The sequence below is a fragment of the Erwinia sp. GW821-FHT03D09 genome (assembly GCF_059420805.1).
The window spans coordinates 87473-109879 of sequence record NZ_JBWKUK010000015.1 but is presented as its reverse complement, the minus strand read 5'-3'; the positions used below and the strand labels follow the sequence as shown (position 1 = coordinate 109879).

The 22407-nt window shown below is 55.4% G+C and carries 22 protein-coding genes; 16 read left to right on the top strand and 6 right to left on the bottom strand.

Going from position 1 to position 22407, the window contains the following annotated elements; genetic code table 11:
• Positions 1-105 precede the first annotated feature (105 nt).
• From cytR to rraA, 6 genes are all read left to right on the top strand, one after another.
• Positions 106-1143 carry a DNA-binding transcriptional regulator CytR gene (gene cytR, locus AC07U6_RS16050; protein ID WP_494764267.1) on the top strand — a complete coding sequence of 346 codons (1038 nt, stop codon included), beginning with the start codon at positions 106-108 and terminating at the stop codon, positions 1141-1143.
• A 172-nt stretch (positions 1144-1315) separates the two neighbouring features.
• The gene (gene ftsN, locus AC07U6_RS16045) at positions 1316-2314 is read left to right on the top strand and encodes a cell division protein FtsN (RefSeq protein WP_494764268.1); all 999 of its coding nucleotides are present in this window, start codon (positions 1316-1318) and stop codon (positions 2312-2314) included.
• An 89-nt stretch (positions 2315-2403) separates the two neighbouring features.
• Positions 2404-2934: an ATP-dependent protease subunit HslV gene (hslV, locus tag AC07U6_RS16040; protein ID WP_105594491.1), complete on the top strand. Its 531-nt coding sequence runs from the start codon at positions 2404-2406 to the stop codon at positions 2932-2934.
• 12 nt (positions 2935-2946) lie between these two features.
• A complete protein-coding gene (gene hslU, locus AC07U6_RS16035) occupies positions 2947-4278 on the top strand; it encodes an ATP-dependent protease ATPase subunit HslU (protein WP_494764269.1) in 1332 nt (443 codons plus the stop codon).
• A gap of 172 nt (positions 4279-4450) precedes the next feature.
• Complete coding sequence (locus AC07U6_RS16030) at positions 4451-5380, top strand: 1,4-dihydroxy-2-naphthoate polyprenyltransferase (protein ID WP_494764270.1); 930 nt, start codon at positions 4451-4453, stop codon at positions 5378-5380.
• 106 nt (positions 5381-5486) lie between these two features.
• Positions 5487-5972 carry a ribonuclease E activity regulator RraA gene (rraA, locus tag AC07U6_RS16025; protein WP_314425663.1) on the top strand — a complete coding sequence of 162 codons (486 nt, stop codon included), beginning with the start codon at positions 5487-5489 and terminating at the stop codon, positions 5970-5972.
• A gap of 66 nt (positions 5973-6038) precedes the next feature.
• Here the strand turns inward: rraA and zapB are convergent, their stop codons facing one another.
• Positions 6039-6278, bottom strand: coding sequence for a cell division protein ZapB (gene zapB / locus AC07U6_RS16020; RefSeq protein ID WP_105594487.1), 240 nt, complete (start codon positions 6276-6278; stop codon positions 6039-6041).
• 444 nt (positions 6279-6722) lie between these two features.
• On the opposite strand from zapB, the gene AC07U6_RS16015 reads away from it, so the two are divergent.
• The 3 genes from AC07U6_RS16015 (at position 6723) to glpX (ending at position 10235) form a co-directional block, all read left to right on the top strand.
• A complete protein-coding gene (locus AC07U6_RS16015; protein WP_494764271.1) occupies positions 6723-7565 on the top strand; it encodes an MIP/aquaporin family protein in 843 nt (280 codons plus the stop codon).
• Between the two features lie 54 nt (positions 7566-7619).
• Positions 7620-9131: a glycerol kinase GlpK gene (glpK, locus tag AC07U6_RS16010; protein ID WP_494764272.1), complete on the top strand. Its 1512-nt coding sequence runs from the start codon at positions 7620-7622 to the stop codon at positions 9129-9131.
• A 93-nt stretch (positions 9132-9224) separates the two neighbouring features.
• Positions 9225-10235, top strand: a complete 1011-nt coding sequence (gene glpX / locus AC07U6_RS16005; protein ID WP_494764273.1) for a class II fructose-bisphosphatase — start codon at positions 9225-9227, stop codon at positions 10233-10235.
• A 54-nt stretch (positions 10236-10289) separates the two neighbouring features.
• Here the strand turns inward: glpX and emrD are convergent, their stop codons facing one another.
• The gene (gene emrD / locus AC07U6_RS16000; protein ID WP_494764274.1) at positions 10290-11468 is read right to left on the bottom strand and encodes a multidrug efflux MFS transporter EmrD; all 1179 of its coding nucleotides are present in this window, start codon (positions 11466-11468) and stop codon (positions 10290-10292) included.
• Positions 11469-11776: 308 nt separating this feature from the next.
• Here emrD and fpr point away from each other — a divergent pair, with 308 nt between their 5' ends.
• Positions 11777-12532, top strand: a complete 756-nt coding sequence (gene fpr / locus AC07U6_RS15995) for a ferredoxin--NADP(+) reductase (RefSeq protein ID WP_494764275.1) — start codon at positions 11777-11779, stop codon at positions 12530-12532.
• Here fpr and AC07U6_RS15990 read toward each other — a convergent pair whose 3' ends face one another.
• Positions 12533-12967, bottom strand: a complete 435-nt coding sequence (locus AC07U6_RS15990; RefSeq protein ID WP_494764276.1) for a DUF805 domain-containing protein — start codon at positions 12965-12967, stop codon at positions 12533-12535.
• A gap of 89 nt (positions 12968-13056) precedes the next feature.
• Between AC07U6_RS15990 and AC07U6_RS15985 the strand changes: the two genes are divergently transcribed.
• Positions 13057-13650 carry a YiiQ family protein gene (locus tag AC07U6_RS15985; protein ID WP_494764277.1) on the top strand — a complete coding sequence of 198 codons (594 nt, stop codon included), beginning with the start codon at positions 13057-13059 and terminating at the stop codon, positions 13648-13650.
• A 117-nt stretch (positions 13651-13767) separates the two neighbouring features.
• Positions 13768-14535: a triose-phosphate isomerase gene (gene tpiA, locus AC07U6_RS15980; protein WP_205067560.1), complete on the top strand. Its 768-nt coding sequence runs from the start codon at positions 13768-13770 to the stop codon at positions 14533-14535.
• Positions 14536-14566: 31 nt separating this feature from the next.
• Here the strand turns inward: tpiA and pdxR are convergent, their stop codons facing one another.
• Positions 14567-16006 (bottom strand): MocR-like pyridoxine biosynthesis transcription factor PdxR, encoded by a 1440-nt coding sequence (pdxR, locus tag AC07U6_RS15975; RefSeq protein WP_494764278.1) that lies wholly within the window; start codon positions 16004-16006, stop codon positions 14567-14569.
• A 93-nt stretch (positions 16007-16099) separates the two neighbouring features.
• On the opposite strand from pdxR, the gene AC07U6_RS15970 reads away from it, so the two are divergent.
• Both AC07U6_RS15970 and mqo read left to right on the top strand, forming a co-directional pair.
• Entirely contained in the window at positions 16100-16555 is a 456-nt protein-coding gene (locus AC07U6_RS15970) for a carboxymuconolactone decarboxylase family protein (RefSeq protein ID WP_494764279.1), read from the top strand.
• 311 nt (positions 16556-16866) lie between these two features.
• Positions 16867-18471 carry a malate dehydrogenase (quinone) gene (gene mqo, locus AC07U6_RS15965; protein ID WP_494764280.1) on the top strand — a complete coding sequence of 535 codons (1605 nt, stop codon included), beginning with the start codon at positions 16867-16869 and terminating at the stop codon, positions 18469-18471.
• 99 nt (positions 18472-18570) lie between these two features.
• Here mqo and AC07U6_RS15960 read toward each other — a convergent pair whose 3' ends face one another.
• Positions 18571-19158, bottom strand: a complete 588-nt coding sequence (locus tag AC07U6_RS15960; protein WP_494764281.1) for a LysE family translocator — start codon at positions 19156-19158, stop codon at positions 18571-18573.
• Between the two features lie 138 nt (positions 19159-19296).
• On the opposite strand from AC07U6_RS15960, the gene AC07U6_RS15955 reads away from it, so the two are divergent.
• Positions 19297-20751 carry an aminotransferase-like domain-containing protein gene (locus AC07U6_RS15955; protein ID WP_494764282.1) on the top strand — a complete coding sequence of 485 codons (1455 nt, stop codon included), beginning with the start codon at positions 19297-19299 and terminating at the stop codon, positions 20749-20751.
• A gap of 3 nt (positions 20752-20754) precedes the next feature.
• Here AC07U6_RS15955 and AC07U6_RS15950 read toward each other — a convergent pair whose 3' ends face one another.
• Positions 20755-21378 carry a glutathione S-transferase family protein gene (locus AC07U6_RS15950; RefSeq protein ID WP_494764283.1) on the bottom strand — a complete coding sequence of 208 codons (624 nt, stop codon included), beginning with the start codon at positions 21376-21378 and terminating at the stop codon, positions 20755-20757.
• Positions 21379-21506: 128 nt separating this feature from the next.
• On the opposite strand from AC07U6_RS15950, the gene AC07U6_RS15945 reads away from it, so the two are divergent.
• Positions 21507-22358, top strand: coding sequence for a PhzF family phenazine biosynthesis protein (locus tag AC07U6_RS15945; protein WP_494764284.1), 852 nt, complete (start codon positions 21507-21509; stop codon positions 22356-22358).
• The last annotated feature ends 49 nt before the right edge of the window (positions 22359-22407 follow it).

The following is a 22407-nucleotide window of genomic DNA, read 5'->3' as shown; positions in this document are numbered from 1 at the left end:
GTAAAAATGCACAATGGTCAGCAAAAGGATTCGCGGCCCGCCACTGAAAGAGCACATTATCACCCGTTAGTCAGGTCAGCTTCGGCTGGCGTGAGGAGAGAAGCGTTGGAGCACAATCAAGAGACAACAGCAGCGACCATGAAGGACGTAGCTGAAAAAGCAGGCGTATCAACGGCAACGGTCTCCCGTGCCCTGATGAACCCGGAAAAGGTCTCCGCCGCGACACGCAGTAAAGTTGAACAGGCGGTGATTGCCGTCGGTTATTCCCCGCATTCAATGACGCGCAGCACCCGGCGTAGCGAATCACGGACTATTCTGGTTATCGTGCCGGATATCTGCGACCCGTTTTTTAGTGAAATGATTCGTGGGATCGAAGTCATTGCCGCAGATCAGGGCTATCTGGTGCTGATTGGCGACTGCGCCCACCAGAATCAGCAGGAAAAATCGTTTCTGAATTTAATGCTGACGCGCCAAATCGACGGCATGGTGCTGCTGGGATCGCAGCTACCTTTTGAAGCCGGACTGGAAGAACAACGCAACCTACCGCCGATGGTGATGGCCAACGAATTCGCACCAGAGCTTGAACTGCCCACGGTGCATATCGACAACCTGACCGCCGCGTTTGAAGCAGTAAATCATCTGCAAAAGCTGGGCCACCGCCGCATCGCCTGCATATCAGGACCGGAAGATATGCCGCTGTGTCAGTATCGCCTGCAGGGCTACATTCAGGCCTTACGCCGCAGCGGTATAAGCGTGGCCCCCCAGTACATCGTGCGCGGTGATTTTACCTTTGACGCCGGGACGCAGGCGATGAAAAAGCTGATGGCGCTGCCAAAACCGCCCGATGCCCTGTTCTGCCATAGCGACATTATGGCGCTGGGCGCGATGTCTCAGGCGAAGAATATGGGCCTGCGGATCCCCAAAGATCTGTCCATCATTGGCTTTGATGACATTGAATTATCACGCTACAGTGACCCGCAGCTGACCACCGTTGCGCAGCCGCGATTTAACATTGGGCGCGAGGCAATGCTACTCTTGCTGGAGCAGCTTCAGGGGCGGATGGTAAATGTTGGCTCCCGTCTACTGGATTTTGAGTTAAAGATCCGCGGTAGCACAGCACCCTCACTGCACGATGAAGATTAACATATTGTGTAACGGCCATTTTCGCTAACTGAGACCTGGCGCAAAATCAGCGGATTCTTAGTAAGATCGCTGCTGGTCAAACTTCCGACCCTTAAGTAACATGACGGGCTGTAGCCGGGTGCCCATCGCGATTTTGCCCGGTCTTCTTTCATTGATTATTAACGGAACGATAGTGGCACAAAAAGATTATGTAGGCCGCGGGCGTTCGACAGGGACGCGTCGCAAGACCAACAGTCGCAGTAAAAAGCGCAGCGGTGGTTCTGGCGCATCAAAGTTTATGACCATGCTGGCCGTTGCTGTCCTCGTCACCTTCGTCGGTGGTTTGTGGTTTATTGCGCATCATAAAAAAGAAGACACCCCAGTCATCACCGATCATAAAGCCACCGGTAACGGCCTGCCGCCGAAACCCGAGGAACGCTGGCGCTATATCAAAGAGTTAGAAAATCGCCAGATAGGTGTGCCTACGCCGACAGAACCTTCATCCGGCGGTGAAGCCCATTCGCAGACACAGCTGACTAACGAACAGAGGCAGCTGCTAGAGCAAATGCAGGCCGATATGCGCCAGCAGCCAACCCAGCTGAATGAGGTACCGTGGAATGAGCAAACCCCTGCTCAACGCCAGCAGACCATACAGCGCCAGAATCAGCTACAGCAGCAGTCACGTATGCCGCAGCAGGTCCAGCAGCAGCCGGTAAGAACTCAGCAAAACCAGCCGGTGCAGCCATATCAGCAACCCGCAAGAACCCAGCAGGTACAGCAGAATCAGCAGCAGGTACGAACCCAGCAGCAAACACAACAGACCGAGCGTGCAGTTCAGCAGCAAAACCAGGCTCAGCAGAAACCCGCACAGATAACCCCTGTTATCCGTGAACCAACACGGCAACAGGAAGTCGCTGCCCAGCCAAAAGCTGAAACGAAGCCGAAAGAAGCCGAAAAAGAGAAGCAGCAGCGCTGGATGGTTCAGTGTGGTTCCTTCAAAGGCACTGACCAGGCGGAGTCCGTTCGCGCAGCACTGGCCTTTGAAGGTTTCGAAAGCCGTATTACCACCGGCGGTGGCTGGAACCGCGTGGTGATTGGTCCGTACGGCAACCGCGCCGCCGCTGACAGCGCACTGAAAAATCTTCGTGGCTCCGGCCACTCAAATTGTATTCCTCTCGCCATTGGGGGTTGAAACCCCTAAAAGCTGCCCCATATCAGTTTGCATCAGTGCCCCGCACGAAAAGTGCGGGGACCTCACCAACTGCAACAAGGGGTCCGCCCGTGACAACAATAGTAAGTGTACGACGCAATGGCCAGGTAGTAATTGGCGGCGATGGCCAGGCTACCCTCGGTAATACCGTAATGAAAGGCAACGTTAAAAAAGTGCGTCGTCTCTACAATGACAAAGTCATTGCCGGTTTTGCTGGCGGTACCGCAGATGCTTTTACCCTTTTCGAACTGTTTGAACGCAAACTGGAAATGCACCAGGGCCACCTGGTGAAAGCCGCGGTTGAACTGGCAAAAGACTGGCGTACGGACCGTATGCTGCGCAAGCTCGAAGCACTGCTGGCCGTCGCCGATGAAAATGCTTCGCTGATCATTACCGGCAACGGTGACGTTATCCAGCCAGAAAATGATTTGATTGCCATCGGTTCAGGTGGACCTTACGCACAGGCAGCCGCTCGTGCATTACTGGAAAACACTGACATTGGCGCACGCGATATTGTGGAAAAAGCGCTGGGTATTGCAGGTGATATCTGCATCTATACCAACCACAACCTCACCATCGAAGAATTAGCGTCTAAAGCGTAAGGACCCCAATTTATGTCTGAAATGACCCCGCGCGAAATCGTCAGCGAACTGAACAGATTCATCATCGGCCAGGACGGCGCCAAGCGCGCAGTGGCGATTGCCCTGCGTAACCGCTGGCGCCGTATGCAGCTGGACGAAGAGCTGCGCCATGAAGTCACGCCAAAAAATATTCTAATGATTGGCCCAACCGGCGTCGGTAAAACCGAAATCGCCCGTCGCCTGGCAAAACTGGCCAATGCGCCGTTTATCAAAGTGGAAGCCACTAAGTTCACCGAGGTAGGCTACGTAGGTAAAGAAGTGGATTCGATCATCCGCGATCTGACCGACTCGGCGATTAAAATGGTTCGCTCTCAGGCGATTGAAAAAAATCGCTACCGCGCTGAAGAGATGGCAGAAGACCGCATTCTTGACGTGCTGATTCCACCGGCTAAAAACAACTGGGGCCAGTCGGAAGCGCCTGCCGAACCGTCTGCTGCACGCCAGTCGTTCCGCAAGAAATTGCGCGAAGGCCAGCTGGACGATAAAGAAATCGAAATCGATCTCGCCGCCGTTTCCGTCGGTGTCGAAATCATGGCTCCTCCGGGTATGGAAGAGATGACCAGCCAGCTGCAATCCATGTTCCAGAATATCGGCGGCCAGAAGCAGAAGCCGCGTAAGCTGAAAATCAAAGATGCGATGAAGCTGCTGGTGGAAGAAGAAGCCGCCAAGCTGGTTAACCCGGAAGAACTGAAGCAGAATGCTATCGAAGCGGTAGAGCAGCACGGTATTGTGTTTATCGACGAGATCGACAAAGTCTGTAAGCGCGGCGAATCCTCAGGTCCTGACGTTTCTCGCGAAGGTGTACAGCGCGACCTGCTGCCGCTGGTAGAAGGCTGTACCGTTTCGACCAAGCACGGGATGGTGAAAACTGACCACATTCTGTTTATCGCCTCGGGTGCTTTCCAGGTTGCCAGCCCGTCAGACCTGATCCCTGAACTGCAGGGACGTCTGCCGATCCGCGTTGAGCTGCAGGCGTTAACCACGCACGACTTTGAACGCATCCTGACCGAGCCAAGCGCGTCGATCACCGTGCAGTACAAAGCGCTGATGGGTACTGAAGGCGTGGATATCAACTTTACCGAAGACGGTATCAGCAAAATTGCCGCCGCCGCCTGGCAGGTGAACGAAACCGCTGAAAACATTGGTGCACGCCGTCTGCATACCGTGCTGGAGCGCCTGATGGAGGAAATCTCCTATGACGCCAGCGATCTGAACGGTCAGTCGATCACCATTGATGCCGAGTATGTCAGTAAGCATCTGGATGAGCTGGTCGCAGACGAAGATCTCAGCCGCTTTATTCTGTAACGACGGTAAACAGCTATGTCAACGGAGGCCTGTCATATGGCCTCCGTTTTTTTTGGCTAAATTCTCAGCCAACTTGACCAAGGTTAATTCCTCGGGGCATTAAGCGCCTTACACTGCTCCTTAACGTTGGTCCGGCTTTTCCGGGACCGCCAATCAGAGCAGAGGCCTGCCTATGACCGACAACAGCCAGCTGGCTACCCCAATCAGTCACCCACAGGCATGGATTGAGAGTTTGCGCCCGCGCACGCTCCCGCTGGCCTGCGCTTCAATTATCACCGGCAGCGCGCTGGCGTGGTGGCAGGGTTCGTTCAATCTCACGACGGCACTGCTGGCACTGTTAACCACCGTGCTACTGCAAATCCTCTCTAATCTGGCAAACGACTATGGCGACGCAGTAAAAGGCAGCGATACGCCGGCGCGTATTGGCCCTCTGCGCGGTATGCAAAAAGGGGCAATAACCCAGCAGCAGATGCGAATGGCAATGGCTCTCGCCGTGGCGCTATCCATGCTGAGCGGTATTATGCTGCTGATAAGATCCTGCAAAACTCTAAGCGATATGCTGGGTTTTCTGCTGCTTGGCGCACTGGCAATCGTTGCCGCCATTGCCTACACGGTGGGGAGAAAACCCTACGGCTATCTTGGCCTGGGTGACGTATCGGTGATGATTTTCTTTGGCTGGCTTGGCGTCATCGGCAGCTGGTATCTGCAAACTCACCAATTTAATCTGTTACCACTACTGCCGGCCACCGGCTGCGGCCTGATGGCAACGGCGGTGCTTAACGCCAACAATATGCGCGATATCGAAAACGATCGCCAAAACGGCAAGTTCACCCTGGCGGTTCGGCTCGGATCGCGGCGCGCGCGGCATTATCATTTACTGCTGCTGGCGGGCGCGATCGCCAGCTTTACGCTGTTTACACTGATGAATAATCCGCACCCCTTCGGCTGGCTGTTCCTGCTGGCGGTGCCCCTTATCTGGCAGCAGGCGCGTTATGTAATACACGAACCCAGCGCAATGGCAATGCGCCCGCTGTTGGTCAGAACGGTCAAAACGGCGCTGTTGATCAACGTGCTTTTTGCCATTGGACTCCTGCTGAGCTAATCGCGATGTACTTGACCCATCGTAACTTTTAACAATTGATGATTTTGCCAACAGCGATGATTAAGCGATATACTTAAGCTCCCTGTAGCAAACAGACGAAATCCCTATGAAATACGATACCTCAGAACTGTGCGACATCTATCACGAAGACGTGAATGTCGTTGAACCGCTCTTCTCAAACTTTGGTGGCCGCACCTCGTTTGGTGGGCAAATCATTACGGTAAAATGTTTCGAGGACAACGGTCTACTTTATGATTTGCTGGAGGAAAACGGTCGGGGCCGGATACTGCTGGTAGACGGTGGCGGCTCCGTGCGTCGCGCGCTGGTTGATGCGGCACTGGCAAGGCTGGCAGTCCAAAATGAATGGGAAGGCATTGTAATTTACGGATCAGTGCGCCAGGTTGACGATCTGGAAGAGCTGGATATCGGTATCCAGGCGATCGCAGCCATTCCTGCCGGCGCTGCCGGAGAAGGGATTGGTGAAAGCGATGTTCGCGTAAACTTTGGCGGCGTCACCTTCTTCTCTGGCGATCATCTCTACGCCGACAACACCGGCATGATCCTGTCAGAAGACCCGCTTGACCTCGAATAACGGATTCAAAAACGGGTGCCGCTGGCACCCGCTCTCTGCAGACTCACTTTAATAAAAAGCGAAGCCTTACACTTCTTCCATTTTACCCAGCAGCGCACGCAGACGATCCTGCCATACGTGCTGCTCTTCCTTTAGCTGCTGGTTTTCACGCACCAGCGCTTCACTATTACCAGCAGCATGCTGAATTTGTTGATTCAGATTTCCATTCTGTTCTTTAAGCTCTTCGATCTCCATCTGCAACAGCGTGATGGTATCAATCGCCTGCTGCACTTTTGCTTCCAGTTTCTCGAATACTTCAAATGACATATCTATAACCTCTCCTAATCGCAGGGCGCTGATGATGCTAGCCGCAGGGATAAGGAGTGAACCGACATTCCGCGGATAACAACGATGCTTCGATTGTAAGTAGACGCGCATAGCAAGTCCAGCAGCTAAGCCAGTTGGGGTGCAGTCTGTAACAATTTTCAGCGTAGACCTGGTTTGTGTAACATATTCGCGCAATACGGCAGGGCCGAGATTAATGAGTTGCACATTTCGTTACCGCTTAAACGCGCAGCATAGTGATTTTAAGCACCCTGAATACGCGAATTCGCTCATTTTTATGACACAGCACACAACTTTTGATTTCGCTATTTCTCGTTTATGCTCGTTAACGATAAATTCACATCAGCCCTACAAAAGACTTGGGCGGCTCAGGGAATGAGAAAAACGATGATAGTAAACTCTTAACTCGCCTTCAGGAATTTCAACATGAGTCATGCAACAAGCACACTTAAAGGACAATGTATCGCCGAGTTTCTCGGCACCGCAACCATCCTCTTCTTTGGTGCAGGCTGTGTCGCTGCGTTAAAACTCGCTGGTGCCGCTTTTGGCCAGTGGGAAATTAGCATCGTGTGGGGCATCGCCGTTGCCATGGCGGTCTACCTCAGCGCAGGCATCTCCGGCGCGCACCTGAATCCTGCTGTCAGTATTGCCCTGTGGTTATTTGCTAATTTTGAAGGACGTAAATTGCTCCCCTACATCATTTCTCAGATAGCCGGCGCGTTCTGCGCTGCTGCGCTGGTGTACGGGCTCTACTACAATTTATTCCTCGACTACGAACAGACTCATCAGCTGGTACGCGGTAGCGTAGAAAGTCTGGATGTTGCTGGCGTATTCTCAACCTACCCAAATCCGCATATCAGCGTGGGGCAGGCGTTCCTGGTCGAAGCTGTGATTACTGCCGTGATGATGGCGCTGATCATGGCACTGACCGATGATGGCAACGGGTTGCCGCGTGGCCCACTAGCACCGCTGTTAATCGGTCTACTGATTGCCGTAATTGGTGCCGCAATGGGCCCACTGACTGGATTTGCTCTGAACCCGGCGCGTGATTTCGGTCCTAAGCTGTTCGCATCACTCGCAGGCTGGGGCAGCATGGCCTTCACCGGCGGTCGCGATATTCCTTATTTCCTCGTGCCAATCTTCGGGCCGATGCTCGGTGCAATCGTTGGCGCATTTGGCTACCGTTCTCTGATTGGCCGCAATCTGCCGGGTCAGACGGCGGTAAAAAAGGATGAAGTAGTGCAGCGCGCTGCACAGCGTAAAGCGTAATCCTGCTATACCCGCTCCGGCGGGTATAACTCTCGAACTCATCAGGAAGAAATTATGACCGTAGAAAAAAAATATATCGTCGCACTCGACCAGGGAACTACCAGCTCACGTGCGGTAATTCTGGATCATGATTCCAACATCGTTGCCGTGTCGCAGCGCGAATTCCAGCAGATTTACCCGAAAGCGGGCTGGGTTGAGCATGACCCGATGGATATCTGGGCGTCACAAAGCTCAACGCTGGTCGAAGTTCTGGCGCACGCGGACATCCGTTCTGATGAGATCGCCGCCATTGGTATCACCAACCAGCGCGAAACCACCATCGTCTGGGATAAAGAAACCGGTAAGCCAATCTATAACGCTATCGTCTGGCAGGACCCGCGTACCGCAGACTACTGCGCAAAACTGAAGAAAGAAGGTCTGGAAGAGTATATCCAGCACACTACCGGCCTGGTGATCAACCCGTACTTCTCCGGCACCAAAGTGAAGTGGATACTCGATCATGTAGAAGGCTCACGTGAACGTGCCCGCCGTGGTGAGCTGCTGTTCGGCACCGTCGATTCCTGGCTGGTGTGGAAAATGACGCAGGGACGGGTGCACATCACCGACTTCACTAACGCCTCGCGTACCATGATGTTTAATATTCACAAGCTGGAGTGGGATCAGCGCATGCTGGAAATCCTCGACATCCCGCGTGAAATGCTGCCTGAAGTGAAATCCTCTTCAGAAGTGTACGGCCAGACCAACATCGGTGGTAAAGGTGGTACCCGTATTCCCATCGCCGGTATCGCTGGCGATCAGCAGGCCGCCCTGTATGGCCAGCTGTGCGTGCAGCCGGGTATGGCGAAAAATACCTACGGCACCGGCTGCTTTATGCTGATGAATACCGGTAAAGAAGCAGTCACCTCAACTCACGGCCTGCTGACTACCATCGCCTGCGGTCCACGCGGCGAAGTGAACTATGCGCTGGAAGGGGCGGTATTTATCGGCGGTGCATCCATCCAGTGGCTGCGTGACGAGATGAAACTGATCAGCGACTCAACGGATTCCGAATATTTCGCCACGAAAGTGAAAGATTCCAACGGTGTATACATGGTTCCGGCCTTTACTGGCCTGGGCGCACCGTACTGGGACCCGTATGCACGCGGTGCCATCTTTGGCCTGACCCGTGGCGCAAACGCCAACCACATCATCCGCGCCACGCTGGAGTCCATCGCTTATCAGACTCGCGACGTGCTGGAAGCCATGCAGAATGACGCCAATACCCGTCTGCAGTCGCTGCGTGTGGACGGCGGTGCCGTTGCCAATAGTTTCCTGATGCAGTTCCAGTCGGATATCCTGGGCACCCGCGTGGAGCGCCCTGAAGTCCGTGAAGTGACCGCACTGGGTGCCGCGTATCTGGCTGGCCTGGCGGTAGGCTTCTGGCAGGATCTGGAAGAAGTTCGCGCCAAGTCGGTTATCGAGCGTGAATTCCGCCCTGGTATCGAAACCACCCAGCGTAACGTGCTGTATGCAGGCTGGAAGAAAGCCGTTGCCCGCGCTCAGGCGTGGGAAGATCAGGATAACTAAAGTTTTACCCGCCCGCAGTCGGCGACTGCGGGCACCTCCTCTCCTCCCCGCCTGTGATAAACTTCCCGCCTCATCACTTTTCCGAGGCACGTCATGAAACGAGAACTGGCAATTGAATTTTCACGCGTAACCGAAGCGGCGGCGCTGGCTGGTTATAAATGGCTGGGACGCGGTGACAAGAATGCGGCCGATGGCGCGGCGGTACACGCGATGCGCATCATGCTTAACAAGGTGGATATTGACGGTCAGATCGTGATTGGCGAAGGGGAAATTGATGAAGCGCCGATGCTGTATATCGGTGAAAAAGTGGGTAGCGGCAAAGGCGATGCGGTTGATATCGCCGTAGACCCGATTGAAGGGACACGCATGACCGCGCTGGGCCAGGCGAACGCACTGGCGGTGCTGGCGGTCGGCGATAAAGGCACCTTTCTGCACGCCCCCGATATGTATATGGAAAAACTGGTTGTCGGCCCCGGAGCGAAGGGCGCTATCGACCTGAATCTTCCGCTGGAAGAGAATTTGCAGCGTATTGCCGGCGCGCTCGATAAACCACTCAGCGAGCTGACCGTCACGCTGCTGGCGAAGCCGCGCCACGATGCGATGATTGCCCGCCTCCAGCAGCTTGGCGTACGCGTGTTTACCTTCCCGGATGGTGATGTGGCAGCCTCAATTCTTACCTGCATGCCGGACAGCGAAGTAGACGTGATGTACGGTATTGGCGGTGCGCCGGAGGGCGTAATCTCTGCGGCAGTGATCCGCGCACTGGATGGCGATATGCAGGGTCGTTTACTGGCGCGTCATGAGGTGAAAGGCGATACGGCAGAAAATCGTCGCCTGGGCGAGCAGGAGATTCAGCGCTGCCATGAAATGGGCATTGATGCTGGCAAAGTCTTACTGCTCGATCAGATGGCGCGCAACGATAACGTAATCTTTGCCGCCACCGGCATCACCAGCGGCGATCTGCTGAAGGGCGTCACGCGGAAAGGCAATATGGCGACCACCGAAACGCTGTTGATCCGCGGTAAATCGCGCACCATTCGCCGTATCCAGTCCATTCACTATCTTGACCGTAAAGACGACAGCCTTCATCCGTTTATTCTGTAATTCACTCGCCGGAGCCAGCCGCTGATTGCTGGCTCCGGCGTTGCTGGTTGAGCGTCAAACGGTCTGCGGCTCCGGACGCTTCGACAGCGGCAGCCAGCAGAACAGAATCAACAGCGAAGTGGCAAACATCAACATCCCGAGGCTGAACTGCCCGTTTTGCGGCAGCAGCGCAGAAAGCCAGGCAGTCAGCCCCGATCCCAGATTCTGCAACCCACCGACCAGCGCACCGGCGGTACCCGCCATATAGGGCCAGGGCTCCATCGCTCCGGTTGTGGCCAGCGGAAACAGCATGCCTGCGCCAAAGAAAAACAGCGAGGCGGGCACAATCAGCGTCCACAGATTCATCACGTCCAGCCAGCCAGGGAGCCACATCAGTATGCCTGCCAGCAGGCAGCTGTTCACCGCATACCACATAATGCTCGTAAAGGGCTTATCGCTTTTACCGGCAAACCAGGCGCCAAAAAATGCCGCCGGCAGCGGCAGGATAAACAGCAGGCTGACGGCGAAGCTGCTCATTCCCAGAACGCCGCCCATCAATACGCCGCAGCTGGCTTCAAATACGGCAATACCGGCCAGTGCGCCGATTAGAATCACCAGATAGCGTATAAAACTGCTGTCGGCCAGCAGCGGGCGATAGCGTGAAAACAGCGGGCGAGGCTGCGCGGTCTGCGGGCGTGTTTCCGGCATCCATCGCAGGATGGCGCAGCTGACCATCAGGCACAACAGCAGGAGAAACGCAAAACACGCCTGCCAGCCAAACAGCCGGGTCAGCCCGGCACCTATTAGAGGGGCAATCAATGGGCTGATAAGGATACCCATATTTAACAGGCTGTTGGCATGACGCAGCGCCCTGCCCTCATACAGATCGCGCGGCATGGTTCGTGCCATCACGCCCGCCACCCCCGTCCCCAGCCCCTGGATCGCCGCCCCCAGTACCAGTCCGTTCAGACTGTGCGCCAGCAAAGCTGTCAGCGAGCCGAGGATAAATATCCCCATACCAAGCAAAACAACCGGCCGGCGGCCAATACTGTCCGAGAGCGGGCCGTAAAACAGCTGAGAGGCACCGTAGGTCATCAGATATGCCGCCATCACCCGCTGAACGGCGCCATCACCAACGTTAAATGCCGCCGCAATGGTGGACATCGCCGGAACATAAATAGTCTGCGCCATTTGTCCGACCGCCAGCAGGGCAATCAGCATCACTAACAAATGTCCATTTTCAATCTTTTTCATCGCGCCACATCAGTATAAATAACGGTAAAATTTTTCGTATCCAGAGGATCAGGTAAATGGATACGCTCAGCGCCGGAGAAAATATCAGGAATGGATAACAAAGCGAGGACTGAACCCAAAATAAGCCACCTGCGGCTGTCACTAAAAACGGGCGCGGCTGTAAAACAATTTTTACGCTAAGGTAAATTCGTGCGCATACTTTGTTTATACGAGCCTTACCGCCGTCGGAAACTGGAAAAACCACTCACAGCTGACGAAGATAGCCGCAGAGAAGCCAATCCTGCCGCAACTGAGTTAAGGAGTTTGTTATGGCCGCCTGGGTCAACGCCCGAGTAGAAAAAGTGACGAACTGGACGGACAGCCTGTTCAGTATCATTGTGACCGCCCCCATCGACCCCTTTACCGCCGGTCAGTACGCCAAACTGTCGCTGGAAGTTAACGGTGAGCGCGTGGTTCGCGCCTATTCCTTTGTGAATGCGCCGAGCAATAAAAATCTGGAGTTCTATCTGGTGCTGGTTCCGGAGGGTAAGCTCAGCCCGCTGCTGTATGCGCTGAAGCCGGGTGATGAAGTAATGATTACCCAGGACGCGCAGGGCTTTTTTGTTATCGAGGAAATTCCGCAGTGCGATACGCTGTGGATGCTGGCAACAGGTACCGCCATTGGTCCTTATCTGTCAATTTTAGAAGAAGGGAAAGGACTGGATCGCTTTAAAAATATCGTACTGCTTCATGCCGTGCGCTACGCCCGGGATCTGAGCTATCTGCCGCAGATGCAGCAGCTACAGCAGCTACAGCAGCGCTATAACGGCCAGCTGCAAATTCAAACGGTCGTGAGCCGTGAAGAAGCCGAAGGCTCACTGACCGGCAGAGTGCCGGCGCTGATTGCCAGCGGCCAGCTGGAAGCCGCAACCGGCCTGAAAATCGATGCTGAGTCGAGCCACGTCATGCTGTGCGGTAACCCGGAGATGGTAAAAGACACCCAGCAGCTGCTGAAAGATACGCGCGGAATGCGCAAGCACTTCAAGCGTAAACCGGGCCACATGACCAGTGAGCACTACTGGTAATCAGGCTGTTCCACGGCGCAGAAACACCACGTACTGCGCCATCTTACCGTAGCGGTTATCACCATCCGTACCGCGGAAGAAACCGAGTTCCACCATCATGCTGACCAGAATCAGCGTGGGGATAAAACGCCCCACCAGCCACTGCGCATCGACCGGCAGCATCGACCAGCTACCGGCCATCAGCATCCACGCGAGGATCAGCAGCAGCGCCCACTGGCCGCCTTTATTCCTGTCATGCAACCGTTTCACCAGCACAGCGCTGACCGGCCACAGCAGCGCCACCACGCAGAATGCCGCCAGCTGCATATCCATCAAACCGTTGCCGGCAAGGCTGAACAACAGCGTCAACAGCAGCACCCAGACTACCTGCCAGATCCAGAAATCCCGCCGCCTGAGACGGCCATGAAATGAGAAACACCATTGTTGTAGAGTCATTATTTTTCCCAGTGTCAGGGTGCCCTTTGACTTTTCCAGTCATTGTCCGTTTTAATCTTGAGCAGAGTTTACTGGTTAGGGCCACGAAAATGAATCAAGCGATATGGGCAGTAATTATCCTGCTGACCACACTGAACATCGCTACAGTAAAAGCCGATCCCGATCCTCAGGACCGGGCAGAACATATGCCTGCGGCACCCTATTTGCAAATGGGGGCCCCAACCTTTGATATGACCATTGGCCAGTTTCGTGAAAAATATAATGCTGCCAACGCAACGTTACCGTTAGGTGAATATCGCGCAATTGACACATCCGATGATAAAAGCAATCTGACCCGTGCCGCCAGTAAGATCAACGAAAATCTTTACGCGTCCACGGCACTTGAACACGGCAGCGGGAAAATCAAAACGCTCCAGCTCACCTGGCTACCCATCCCCGGGCCGGAACAGAAAGCCGCTCGGGAAAAGGCGCTGGCCTATATGACGGCGTTTGTGCGGTTCTTTGAACCGATGCTCAGCGATGAACAAAGCCAGAAACGGGTGAACGAGCTGCTGGCGAAAGGCAAGAATTCGCGATATTACCAACAGAAGGAGGGGGCGTTACGCTACATTGTGGCGGATAACGGCGAAAAGGGGCTTACTTTCGCGATCGAACCGCTAAAACTGGCTCTCACGGCCCCCTGAATCGATTCATGCAAACGATGACGAAAAGCAAAGCCTTTCGCATATTTGATCTCTATACTGTCGGCAGACAACGCTGCCTGCTGGCAGCTTTAATACTCTCTAAGCGTGGAGGATACAATGCGACATCCATTAGTGATGGGTAACTGGAAACTGAACGGTAGCAAGCACATGGTTAATGAGCTGATCGCCGGTCTGCGTAACGAACTGAGCGGTGTTGACGGTTGTGGCGTGGCAATTGCCCCACCGGCGATCTATCTGGATCAGGCAAAACATGCCATTTCCGGTAGCCATATCGTACTGGGTGCGCAGAACGTTGACGTGAACCTGTCAGGTGCGTTCACCGGCGAAACCTCTGCCGACATGCTGAAAGATATCGGTGCGCAGTACATCATTATCGGTCACTCTGAGCGTCGTACCTATCACGCCGAGAGCGACGAATTCATTGCTAAAAAATTCGCCATCGTGAAAGCGGCAGGTCTGGTGCCGGTTCTGTGCATCGGTGAAACCGACGCTGAAAACGAAGCGGGCAAAACCGAAGAAGTTTGTGCTCGTCAGATCGACGCGGTGCTGAAAACTCAGGGCGCTGAAGCCTTCAACGGCGCGGTTATCGCCTATGAGCCAGTATGGGCCATCGGTACCGGCAAATCGGCGACCCCTGAGCAGGCCCAGGCGGTACACAAATTTATTCGTGACCACATCGCTAAGCAGGATGCGGCCGTGGCTGCACAGGTCATCATCCAGTACGGTGGTTCCGTCAACGATAAAAACGCAGCTGAGCTGTTCGGTCAGCCGGATATCGACGGCGCGCTGGTTGGCGGTGCATCGCTGAAAGCCGACGCGTTCGCGGTTATCGTGAAAGCCGCTGCTGCAGCGAAAAAAGCCTGATCCTCATCCCTGCCCTTCGGGGCAGGGACTATTAACCAAACTCCTTCACCAGCGCCTTCAGCCTGGCCGCACTCGCGGCAAAACCACCTTCCGGTAAATTAGTCACTCCTAAAACCAGCCCGCAGTAAGCCGTTTTATCCTGATACCACACCGACAGCGGTGACGGGGCCATACCCTGTGCCAGAGCCGCCTTTGCAATCTGTACATCGCGAGTGCCCTGCGGCAGGGGAATAATCACCGCCAGTGCCGCACGCGACAACGGTGTGAAGTGCGGCTCAAGCGCCTGCAGCAGCTCGTTAAGCCGGGCGGCGTACAGCCGTTTCATCCGCCGAAGATGGCGCATGTAGTGCCCCTCATGCAGAAATTCCGCCACCGCATTATGCAGTACGGATGACGATGCCGGGGCCAGCAGCGCCACCGTTTCCGCAAAATGCCCGGCCAGCGCGTCCGGCACCACCAGATACCCCATACGCAGCGCCGGGCTGAGCGTTTTACTGAAGGTGCCGATATGCAGCACGCGCTCTGCATCCAGCGCCGCCAGCGCAGGAACCGCCCGCCCCTGCAATTGCAGTTCGCCGAGATAATCATCTTCGATAATCCAGCTATCCTGCCGCCGCGCCCAGGCCAGTAACTCGCCACGGCGCGCAAGCGATAATGTCACGCCGAGCGGTGACTGCTGCCCCGGCGTCACCAGCGCCACGCGGGCGTCGGCGGCCAACCGCATACCGTCTGCAACGGAAATCCCCTGTTCATCCACCGGTACCGGCACCGCCTCGATTCCGGCCAGATTCAGTGCACGACGAGCCAGCAGATAGCCCGGGTCTTCGCTCCACGCACGCGTGCCGCGCAGTCCGAGTGCCAGGCAAATAATGCCCAGCGCACCGGTATAGCCGTTGGTGATGATGACCTGCGAGGCCTGACAGCGGATGCCACGGGCCAGCGACAAATAGCTCACCAGCTCCTGACGCAGTGTCAGGCTGCCACGCGGATCGGCATACCCCGTTGCGCCTCCGGCAATCTCCCGAACGTGTCGGGCCAGAATGCGCGACCAGACTTTGGCCGGAAAGGCATCGCTGGCGGGTGTCCCCATCTGGAAGGTTAACGGCGCAACGTCAAAGGCATGGACCACATCCGCCAGCGGGGCAAGCACCGGCGCTTTCTGCGGTATCACACGGGCGGCGGGCAGAACGGCACTGACCCAGGTGCCCGCTGCACCACGGGCCACCAGCAGCTGGCTGTCCACCAGCATGTCATAGGCACTGCGCACCGTACCGCGCGAAACGCCCAGCGCAACCGCCAGATCGCGGCAGGAGGGTACGCGCGATCCCGCCGGGACACGGCCTTCCGCAATCGCCTGCGCCATCCCGGCACGAATCTGCTCCGTCAGCGAACGATCGGCGTAGCGCTGCAGGCCAATCTGTTCAGCCGTCTGCACGGCGGATGGACCACTGTTTTTGTCAATTCCTGGCACTTTTATTGCCCCATCAAACCGATGAAAATAGTCATCAGCAGCGAATGTTCTCGATCATTCACGCCAATCCCCCCTGTCTTTGGAGACACAAAAATGAGCGAACGTATTGATTTTAATGCCACCTCCCCTGCCGGAATGAAGGCTCTGGGCGCCGTCTATGGTTATGTAGCGCAGTGCGGAGTGCCGATGAGCATTATCGAACTGATATTTCTGCGCGTCTCACAAATTAACGGCTGCGCATACTGCATCGACATGCACACTAAAGCGTTACACAAAGAGGGAATGCCGTGGGACAAAATTGTGCTCACTCAGGTCTGGCGCGAAGCAGGCAACTGGTTTTCCACTAATGAGCAGGCGGCGCTGGCATGGGCAGAATCCCTGACGCTGATTGCACAGACCAACGCCCCGGATGAGGTTTATGCCCTGGTACAAAAAGAATTTAGCGCAAAAGCGATTACTGATATGACAATTGCTGTCGGTTTGATGAACGCTTATAACCGTCTGGCAATCAGCCACCGCAAGCTGCCGGACAGTGCTCCTCGTAATTAATCCATCCAGGTCAACTATTTACCCTTCAAATCCTGACGTTATTTCGGGCCGTTCAACGGCCCGTATAAATGTTACTAATTTCCTCTCACATATCATTCTCATTTTTAATCTTTAAACACTTTTTTAATTAGCCCGTAACAATGGTATATTTCTGATACTTCTAAAAGTGATTAAACTTGCAGCAAAAAATGCAGGTGGAATCTTTTAGCCTTCCTGAATTAGCGCAATAACTTCACTGGTTCAGAGATATATCGGGTCTGTTTTACCTGCTTAACATGTTGAATTACTTCAGCATACGGAGATGTATCCTCATGCGTAAAATGGCAGTACTTCTGGCGGGTCTGGGTTTGACCAGTAAAGCCGCAGTAGAAGACGAGAAGCACGTTGATGTCTTACTGATCGGTGGTGGAGTGATGAGCGCCACCCTTGGTACCTACCTGCAAGAGCTGGAGCCGAACTGGCGCATCAGCATGGTAGAGCGTCTCGATGCAGTCGCCGAAGAGAGTTCCAACGGCTGGAATAATGCCGGTACGGGGCACTCAGCGCTGATGGAACTGAATTACACTCCGGAAAATGCCGATGGATCGATCGACATTAAGAAAGCGGTAGAAATTAACGAATCGTTCCAGATTTCCCGGCGTTTCTGGGCGCACCAGGTTGAACGTGGCGTATTGCGCGATCCGCGCAGCTTTATTACCAGCGTGCCGCATATCAGCTTCGTCTGGGGCGACGATAACGTCAGCTTCCTGAAACGTCGCTATGCGGCGCTGCAAAACTGTACCCTGTTCCGGGGTATGGAATATTCTGAAGATGCGGAACAGATCAAACAGTGGGTACCGCTGGTGATGGAAGGCCGTGAGCAGGGGCAGAAAGTTGCGGCGACCCGGGTTCCGATCGGCACCGACGTCAACTTCGGTGAAGTCACCCGCCAGCTGGTCACCTCGCTGAAGAAGAACCCGAACTTCAGCCTGAAAAACCGCCACGAAGTGCGCAAGGTTCACCGCAACAGCGACGGCAGCTGGAACGTGACCGTGGCCGACCTGAAAAACGATGGCAAGCAGGACACTATTCGCGCCAAATATGTCTTTATCGGTGCCGGTGGTGCAGCGCTGACGCTGTTACAGGAGTCCGCAATTCCTGAAATGAAAAACTATGCAGGCTTCCCGGTAGGTGGCGAGTTCCTCGTCAGCGAAAACCCGGAAGTGGTGAAACGCCATCTGGCGAAGGTGTACGGCAAAGCGTCCGTCGGTGCACCGCCGATGTCCGTCCCGCACCTGGATGCCCGCACGCTGGACGGCAAGCCGGTGTTGCTGTTCGGTCCATTTGCCACCTTCTCCACCAAGTTCCTCAAGCAGGGTTCCCTGTGGGATATGTTTGGCTCTATTACACCATCGAACCTGATGCCGATGATGCGCGTGGGGATGGATAACTTCGATCTGGTGAAATATCTGGTTGGTCAGGTGCTGCTCAGCGCTGACGATCGTCACAAGGCGCTGTGCGAATACTTCCCGGACGCGCGTAAAGAGGACTGGCGACTGGTGAAAGCCGGTCAGCGCGTACAGATCATTGAGAAAGATGCCAAAAAAGGCGGCGTGCTGAAGCTGGGCACCGAAGTGGTCACCTCGCAGGACGGCACCATTTCCGCGCTGCTGGGCGCATCGCCGGGTGCCTCAACGGCGGCGCCAATCATGCTGGATCTGATGAGCAAAGTGTTCAAAGAGCAGATGGCATCGTCAGACTGGCAGAGCAAACTGAAAGCGATTATTCCGTTCTATGGTCAGAAGCTGAACAGCAACGTGGCCGCAACGGAGAAAGAGCTGGCGGATACCAGCCGTATCCTGCAACTGGAGTACGCGCCAATGACCTCTGCCAACGATGAAAGCAGCGAGCAGGCGGCGGAAGTCGTCGGTAAGTAACGTCAGGATGGGGATGGGGATACCCATACGCCGGCGGGCAATTTGAAACAAAGAAAAAAGGCGTATATCCGCCTTTTTTATTGCGCTGAATTTGAGGAATTAAGCCAGCTGGATAGCTTCCACCAGCATCCACAGCGTGGTTGCCAGCAACGACAGCGCCATGACGGTGTTAAACAGCTGTAGCTTCCACGGCACCTGCAGGTGTTTACCCAGGCGATCGCCCATCATCGCCCAGACCAGGATGCACGGCAGGTTCAGCACCATAAAACCGACCATTACCGCCAGAATGCTGCTGTTGACGGTATACATCAGCGCCACGTTGATCGCCATCAGCCAGGCTTTCGGGTTCACTGCCTGAAACAGCGCGCCACCAATCATCGTCATTGGACGTGCTTTTTCACGCAATTCCGGCGCGCCGGAACGGAAAACCTTCCACGACAGCCACAGCAGATAACCGCAGCCCAGCAGCGTGAGCGGCAGGCGAATCGCCCCCATCCACATCAGCAGCACTTCCAGCAGCGCTCCCGCCAGTGCGGTCTGTATACCGCAGCCCAGCATAATTCCGGTGACCATCGGCAGGGTACGGCGCATACCAAAATTGACCCCGGAGGTCGCCAGCATCAGATTATTAGGGCCTGGGGTAATCGACATAACGGTGACATAGCTGACAAAAGAGAGATCGAGCATAAGAGAGTTCCTACATTCCGGGTGAATGCAGCCAGTGTATTCACTCTGCCGCAATGGTAACAGATGCAGAAAAACAGTATTGTTATGGGTACAAAGTGATTTTACTTATCACTGTACCCATCAGTTGAGGAGCGATCTGTGTCCATTACCGAAACGCGGGCAACGCTGTACCATAATCTGGCCGAAACGCTGGCCGCCGCTATCCATCAGGGTGCGTTTATGCCCGGCAGCCGACTGCCCGCTATCCGACGCTGCGCGGCCAGCTACCAGGTCAGCGTGAATACCGTACTGGCTGCCTACGGTATTCTGGAGGATCGCGGCCTGATTGAGGCGCGTCCGCAATCCGGTTACTACGTGCGCGATGCGCTCCCTTCCCTGACCTACCAGTCTCCACCGCGCAGCAGCGTGCGCTCGCCGGGGAGTAAAAAACTCGACCTGATCGATGCCGTTTTTGCCGCCCAGAACCATGCCGATTACACCAATATTTCACTGGCCTGCCCGCAGAACAGCGACTTTTTCCCCACGGCAAAAATCAGCCGCATCATGGCCTCACTGCTGCGTCGCGAACCCGACCTGATTGGCCGCTACGCCCTGCCGCCGGGCAGCCTGCGCCTGCGTCGGGAGATTGCCCGCCGCTCAATGGATTTGGGTATTCGCATCAGCACAGACGACGTGACGCTCACCCACGGCTGTATGGAAGCACTCCAGCTGGCTCTGCGCGCGGTCACCCAGCCCGGCGACTGTGTTGGGCTGGAAACGCCGACCTACTTTTACCTCTTTCCGCTGCTCGCCAGCCTGGGGCTTAAGGTGCTGGAGATCCCCACCGATCCCCAGCTCGGGCTGTCGCTGGATGCACTGGAGCTGATGCTGCAGGAGCGGCGCATTCAGGCGATTATCGCCATGCCGAACGCGCAGAATCCATTAGGCAGCAGCATGACGCTGGAAGGAAAAAAGCGACTGGCACGGCTGGTGAATAAGTACGAGGTGCCGCTGCTGGAAGATGGCCTGTATGCGGAACTACAGTTTTGCTGGCCGCTGACGCCCGCGGTTAAAGCCTTTGATGAAAACGGCTGGATACTTTACTGCAGCAGCTTTACCAAAACTGTGGCGCCCGACTTCCATCTCGGCTGGATTGCCGCCGGCCGTTTCAGCCAGGAACTGGCACGGCTTAAATCCGTTTCCTCGCTGGCAGAATCACGCCTGCTATCGGAAACGCTGGGGATTTTTCTGGAGTCCGGCGGCTACGATCACCATCTGCGCTCGCTGCGCCGCCGCTATGCCGCCCAGCTGGAGGAAGCACGCGGTATTATTGCCCGCCATTTCCCGCACGGAACCCGCGCCACCCGTCCCAGCGGAGGCTTTGTTTTTTGGGTTGAGCTGCCCGGCAATATCGATAGCGTTGAGCTCTTCCACCGGCTGCTGCAGGAGAAAATTTGCCTGACGCCCGGTGCGCTTTACACGCTGAGCGAGCGCTGTAATAACGCCCTGCGACTCTCCTGCTGCTATCCGTTTAATGAGCGCTACATCTGGGCGCTACAGCGTACAGGAGCCGTAGCCTGCGAAATGAGCGGTATCGCCGCCGGGGTAGTTTAAAAACTATGGCGTACCGTTTCGCCCCCAGGCTGCGTAGCCCTTACGCGCGGTCAGGCGCTCGTAGTAGGCTCGTACGGCAGGAAACTCCGCATGTTCAAGCGGAGTTTCATACCAGCGGTTAACCGACAGGCCCACCGGGATATCTGCCAGCGAGAAGTTGTCTCCGGATACGTAAGCCCCGGTTTTCTCCAGCTGCTGGTTGAGTATCCCCATGGTGTATTCCCAGCCCTTGCAGGCCGCCGCCAGCAACGTTGGGTCCTGATGCGCCGGGGAATGACGAACCAGCGACATAAACGCATAGCGCCAGGCAGTATTGAGTTCGGTAGCCTGCCAGTCAATCCACTGATCGACGCGTGCACGCAGCCGCGAGTTTTGCGGATAGAGCCATTCTCCGCCGTACGTATTCGCCAGATAGCGGATAATAGTGTTGGATTCCCACAGGATAAAATCATCGTCCTGAATAACCGGAATCAGCGCATTCGGATTCAGCGCTTTAAACGCCTCTTCCTTCAGCGACTGAAAACCCTCGCCCCACTCTTCACGTTCAAAGGGGATACCTAATTCATCACAGATCCACAGCACTTTTCTGACATTGATCGAAGACGCTCTTCCCAGTATTTTCAGCATAATATGTTCCATTTTCTATCTGATATTATCTAGTAATAGCCATAATCAACGAGGCTGACAACCCCTGTGATAAATCATCACACTACGTGGTCAGCCCCCATGGAAATCTTCCGGTTACAGGTATTGTTATGACGCAACTACGCCCTTTTAAACAGGTTGATGTTTTTACTCCCACGCCGTTTAACGGTAATCCGCTGGCGGTAATTATGGATGCCGACGGTCTGAGCGATGAGCAGATGCAGACCATCGCGCGCTGGACCAATCTTTCTGAAACTACCTTTGTTTTACCGGCAACCGAACCGGCTGCGGATTACCGCGTGCGCATTTTCACTCCGGATATGGAGCTGCCGTTTGCCGGGCATCCCACGCTGGGCACGGCGCACGCTTTGCTGGAATCCGGTCTCTCGCTGAATCAGCCGCAGCAGATCGTACAGGAGTGCGGTGTCGGTCTGGTGAAGATCCGCATCGGCGAGGACGGCGCGCTGGCGTTCGCCTCACCGGAGGCAGTGCTGACACCGTTTAGCGATGCTCCCATTTCCAGCGCACTGAACAGCGATGAGCTGGAAGAGCAGCTGCCGGTGATGGTGGCCGATATGGGGATTCGCTGGCTGCTGGTGCCGATGCAGTCGGCGGAAGCAGTGCTGGAGATCAAACCGGACGCCGTCGAGTTTGCCCGGCTGATTAAGAAATCCAACGTGAACGGGGTAATGCCGTTTGGACCACTTAAAGGCGTGGCTGATGGCTATGAGGTGCGTGGTCTGCTGATTGAACAAGGCTCTCTGACGGAAGATCCGGTGACCGGCAGCGCGAATGCCTGCCTGGCCCGTTATTTCCAGGAACGCGGCGTGGAGCTGGACTACGTGGTTCATCAGGGAACCGCCATCCAGCGCGCGGGAAGAGTGACCGTGACCTACGCCAGCGACGGCGTGTGGATTGGTGGCCAGACGGTCACGGTGCTGGACGGCGCCATCAGACTGTAGAGCATTCGCAGGCGATTCGATTCGCTATCACGGTGGGACGTCCCGGCTT

Excerpts from the sequence above, each read along its gene's own strand:
- rraA (WP_314425663.1), top strand. The coding sequence starts at position 5,487 with ATGAAATACGATACCTCAGAACTGTGCGACATCTATCACGAAGACGTG.
- hslU (WP_494764269.1), top strand. The coding sequence starts at position 2,947 with ATGTCTGAAATGACCCCGCGCGAAATCGTCAGCGAACTGAACAGATTC.
- AC07U6_RS15960 (WP_494764281.1), bottom strand. The coding sequence starts at position 19,158 with ATGCTCGATCTCTCTTTTGTCAGCTATGTCACCGTTATGTCGATTACC.
- AC07U6_RS15990 (WP_494764276.1), bottom strand. The coding sequence starts at position 12,967 with ATGACTCTACAACAATGGTGTTTCTCATTTCATGGCCGTCTCAGGCGG.
- AC07U6_RS15950 (WP_494764283.1), bottom strand. The coding sequence starts at position 21,378 with ATGCTGAAAATACTGGGAAGAGCGTCTTCGATCAATGTCAGAAAAGTG.
- glpX (WP_494764273.1), top strand. The coding sequence starts at position 9,225 with ATGAAACGAGAACTGGCAATTGAATTTTCACGCGTAACCGAAGCGGCG.
- emrD (WP_494764274.1), bottom strand. The coding sequence starts at position 11,468 with ATGAAAAAGATTGAAAATGGACATTTGTTAGTGATGCTGATTGCCCTG.
- fpr (WP_494764275.1), top strand. The coding sequence starts at position 11,777 with ATGGCCGCCTGGGTCAACGCCCGAGTAGAAAAAGTGACGAACTGGACG.
- AC07U6_RS16015 (WP_494764271.1), top strand. The coding sequence starts at position 6,723 with ATGAGTCATGCAACAAGCACACTTAAAGGACAATGTATCGCCGAGTTT.
- tpiA (WP_205067560.1), top strand. The coding sequence starts at position 13,768 with ATGCGACATCCATTAGTGATGGGTAACTGGAAACTGAACGGTAGCAAG.
- zapB (WP_105594487.1), bottom strand. The coding sequence starts at position 6,278 with ATGTCATTTGAAGTATTCGAGAAACTGGAAGCAAAAGTGCAGCAGGCG.
- mqo (WP_494764280.1), top strand. The coding sequence starts at position 16,867 with ATGCGTAAAATGGCAGTACTTCTGGCGGGTCTGGGTTTGACCAGTAAA.
- glpK (WP_494764272.1), top strand. The coding sequence starts at position 7,620 with ATGACCGTAGAAAAAAAATATATCGTCGCACTCGACCAGGGAACTACC.
- AC07U6_RS15985 (WP_494764277.1), top strand. The coding sequence starts at position 13,057 with ATGAATCAAGCGATATGGGCAGTAATTATCCTGCTGACCACACTGAAC.
- AC07U6_RS16030 (WP_494764270.1), top strand. The coding sequence starts at position 4,451 with ATGACCGACAACAGCCAGCTGGCTACCCCAATCAGTCACCCACAGGCA.
- AC07U6_RS15970 (WP_494764279.1), top strand. The coding sequence starts at position 16,100 with ATGAGCGAACGTATTGATTTTAATGCCACCTCCCCTGCCGGAATGAAG.
- AC07U6_RS15945 (WP_494764284.1), top strand. The coding sequence starts at position 21,507 with ATGACGCAACTACGCCCTTTTAAACAGGTTGATGTTTTTACTCCCACG.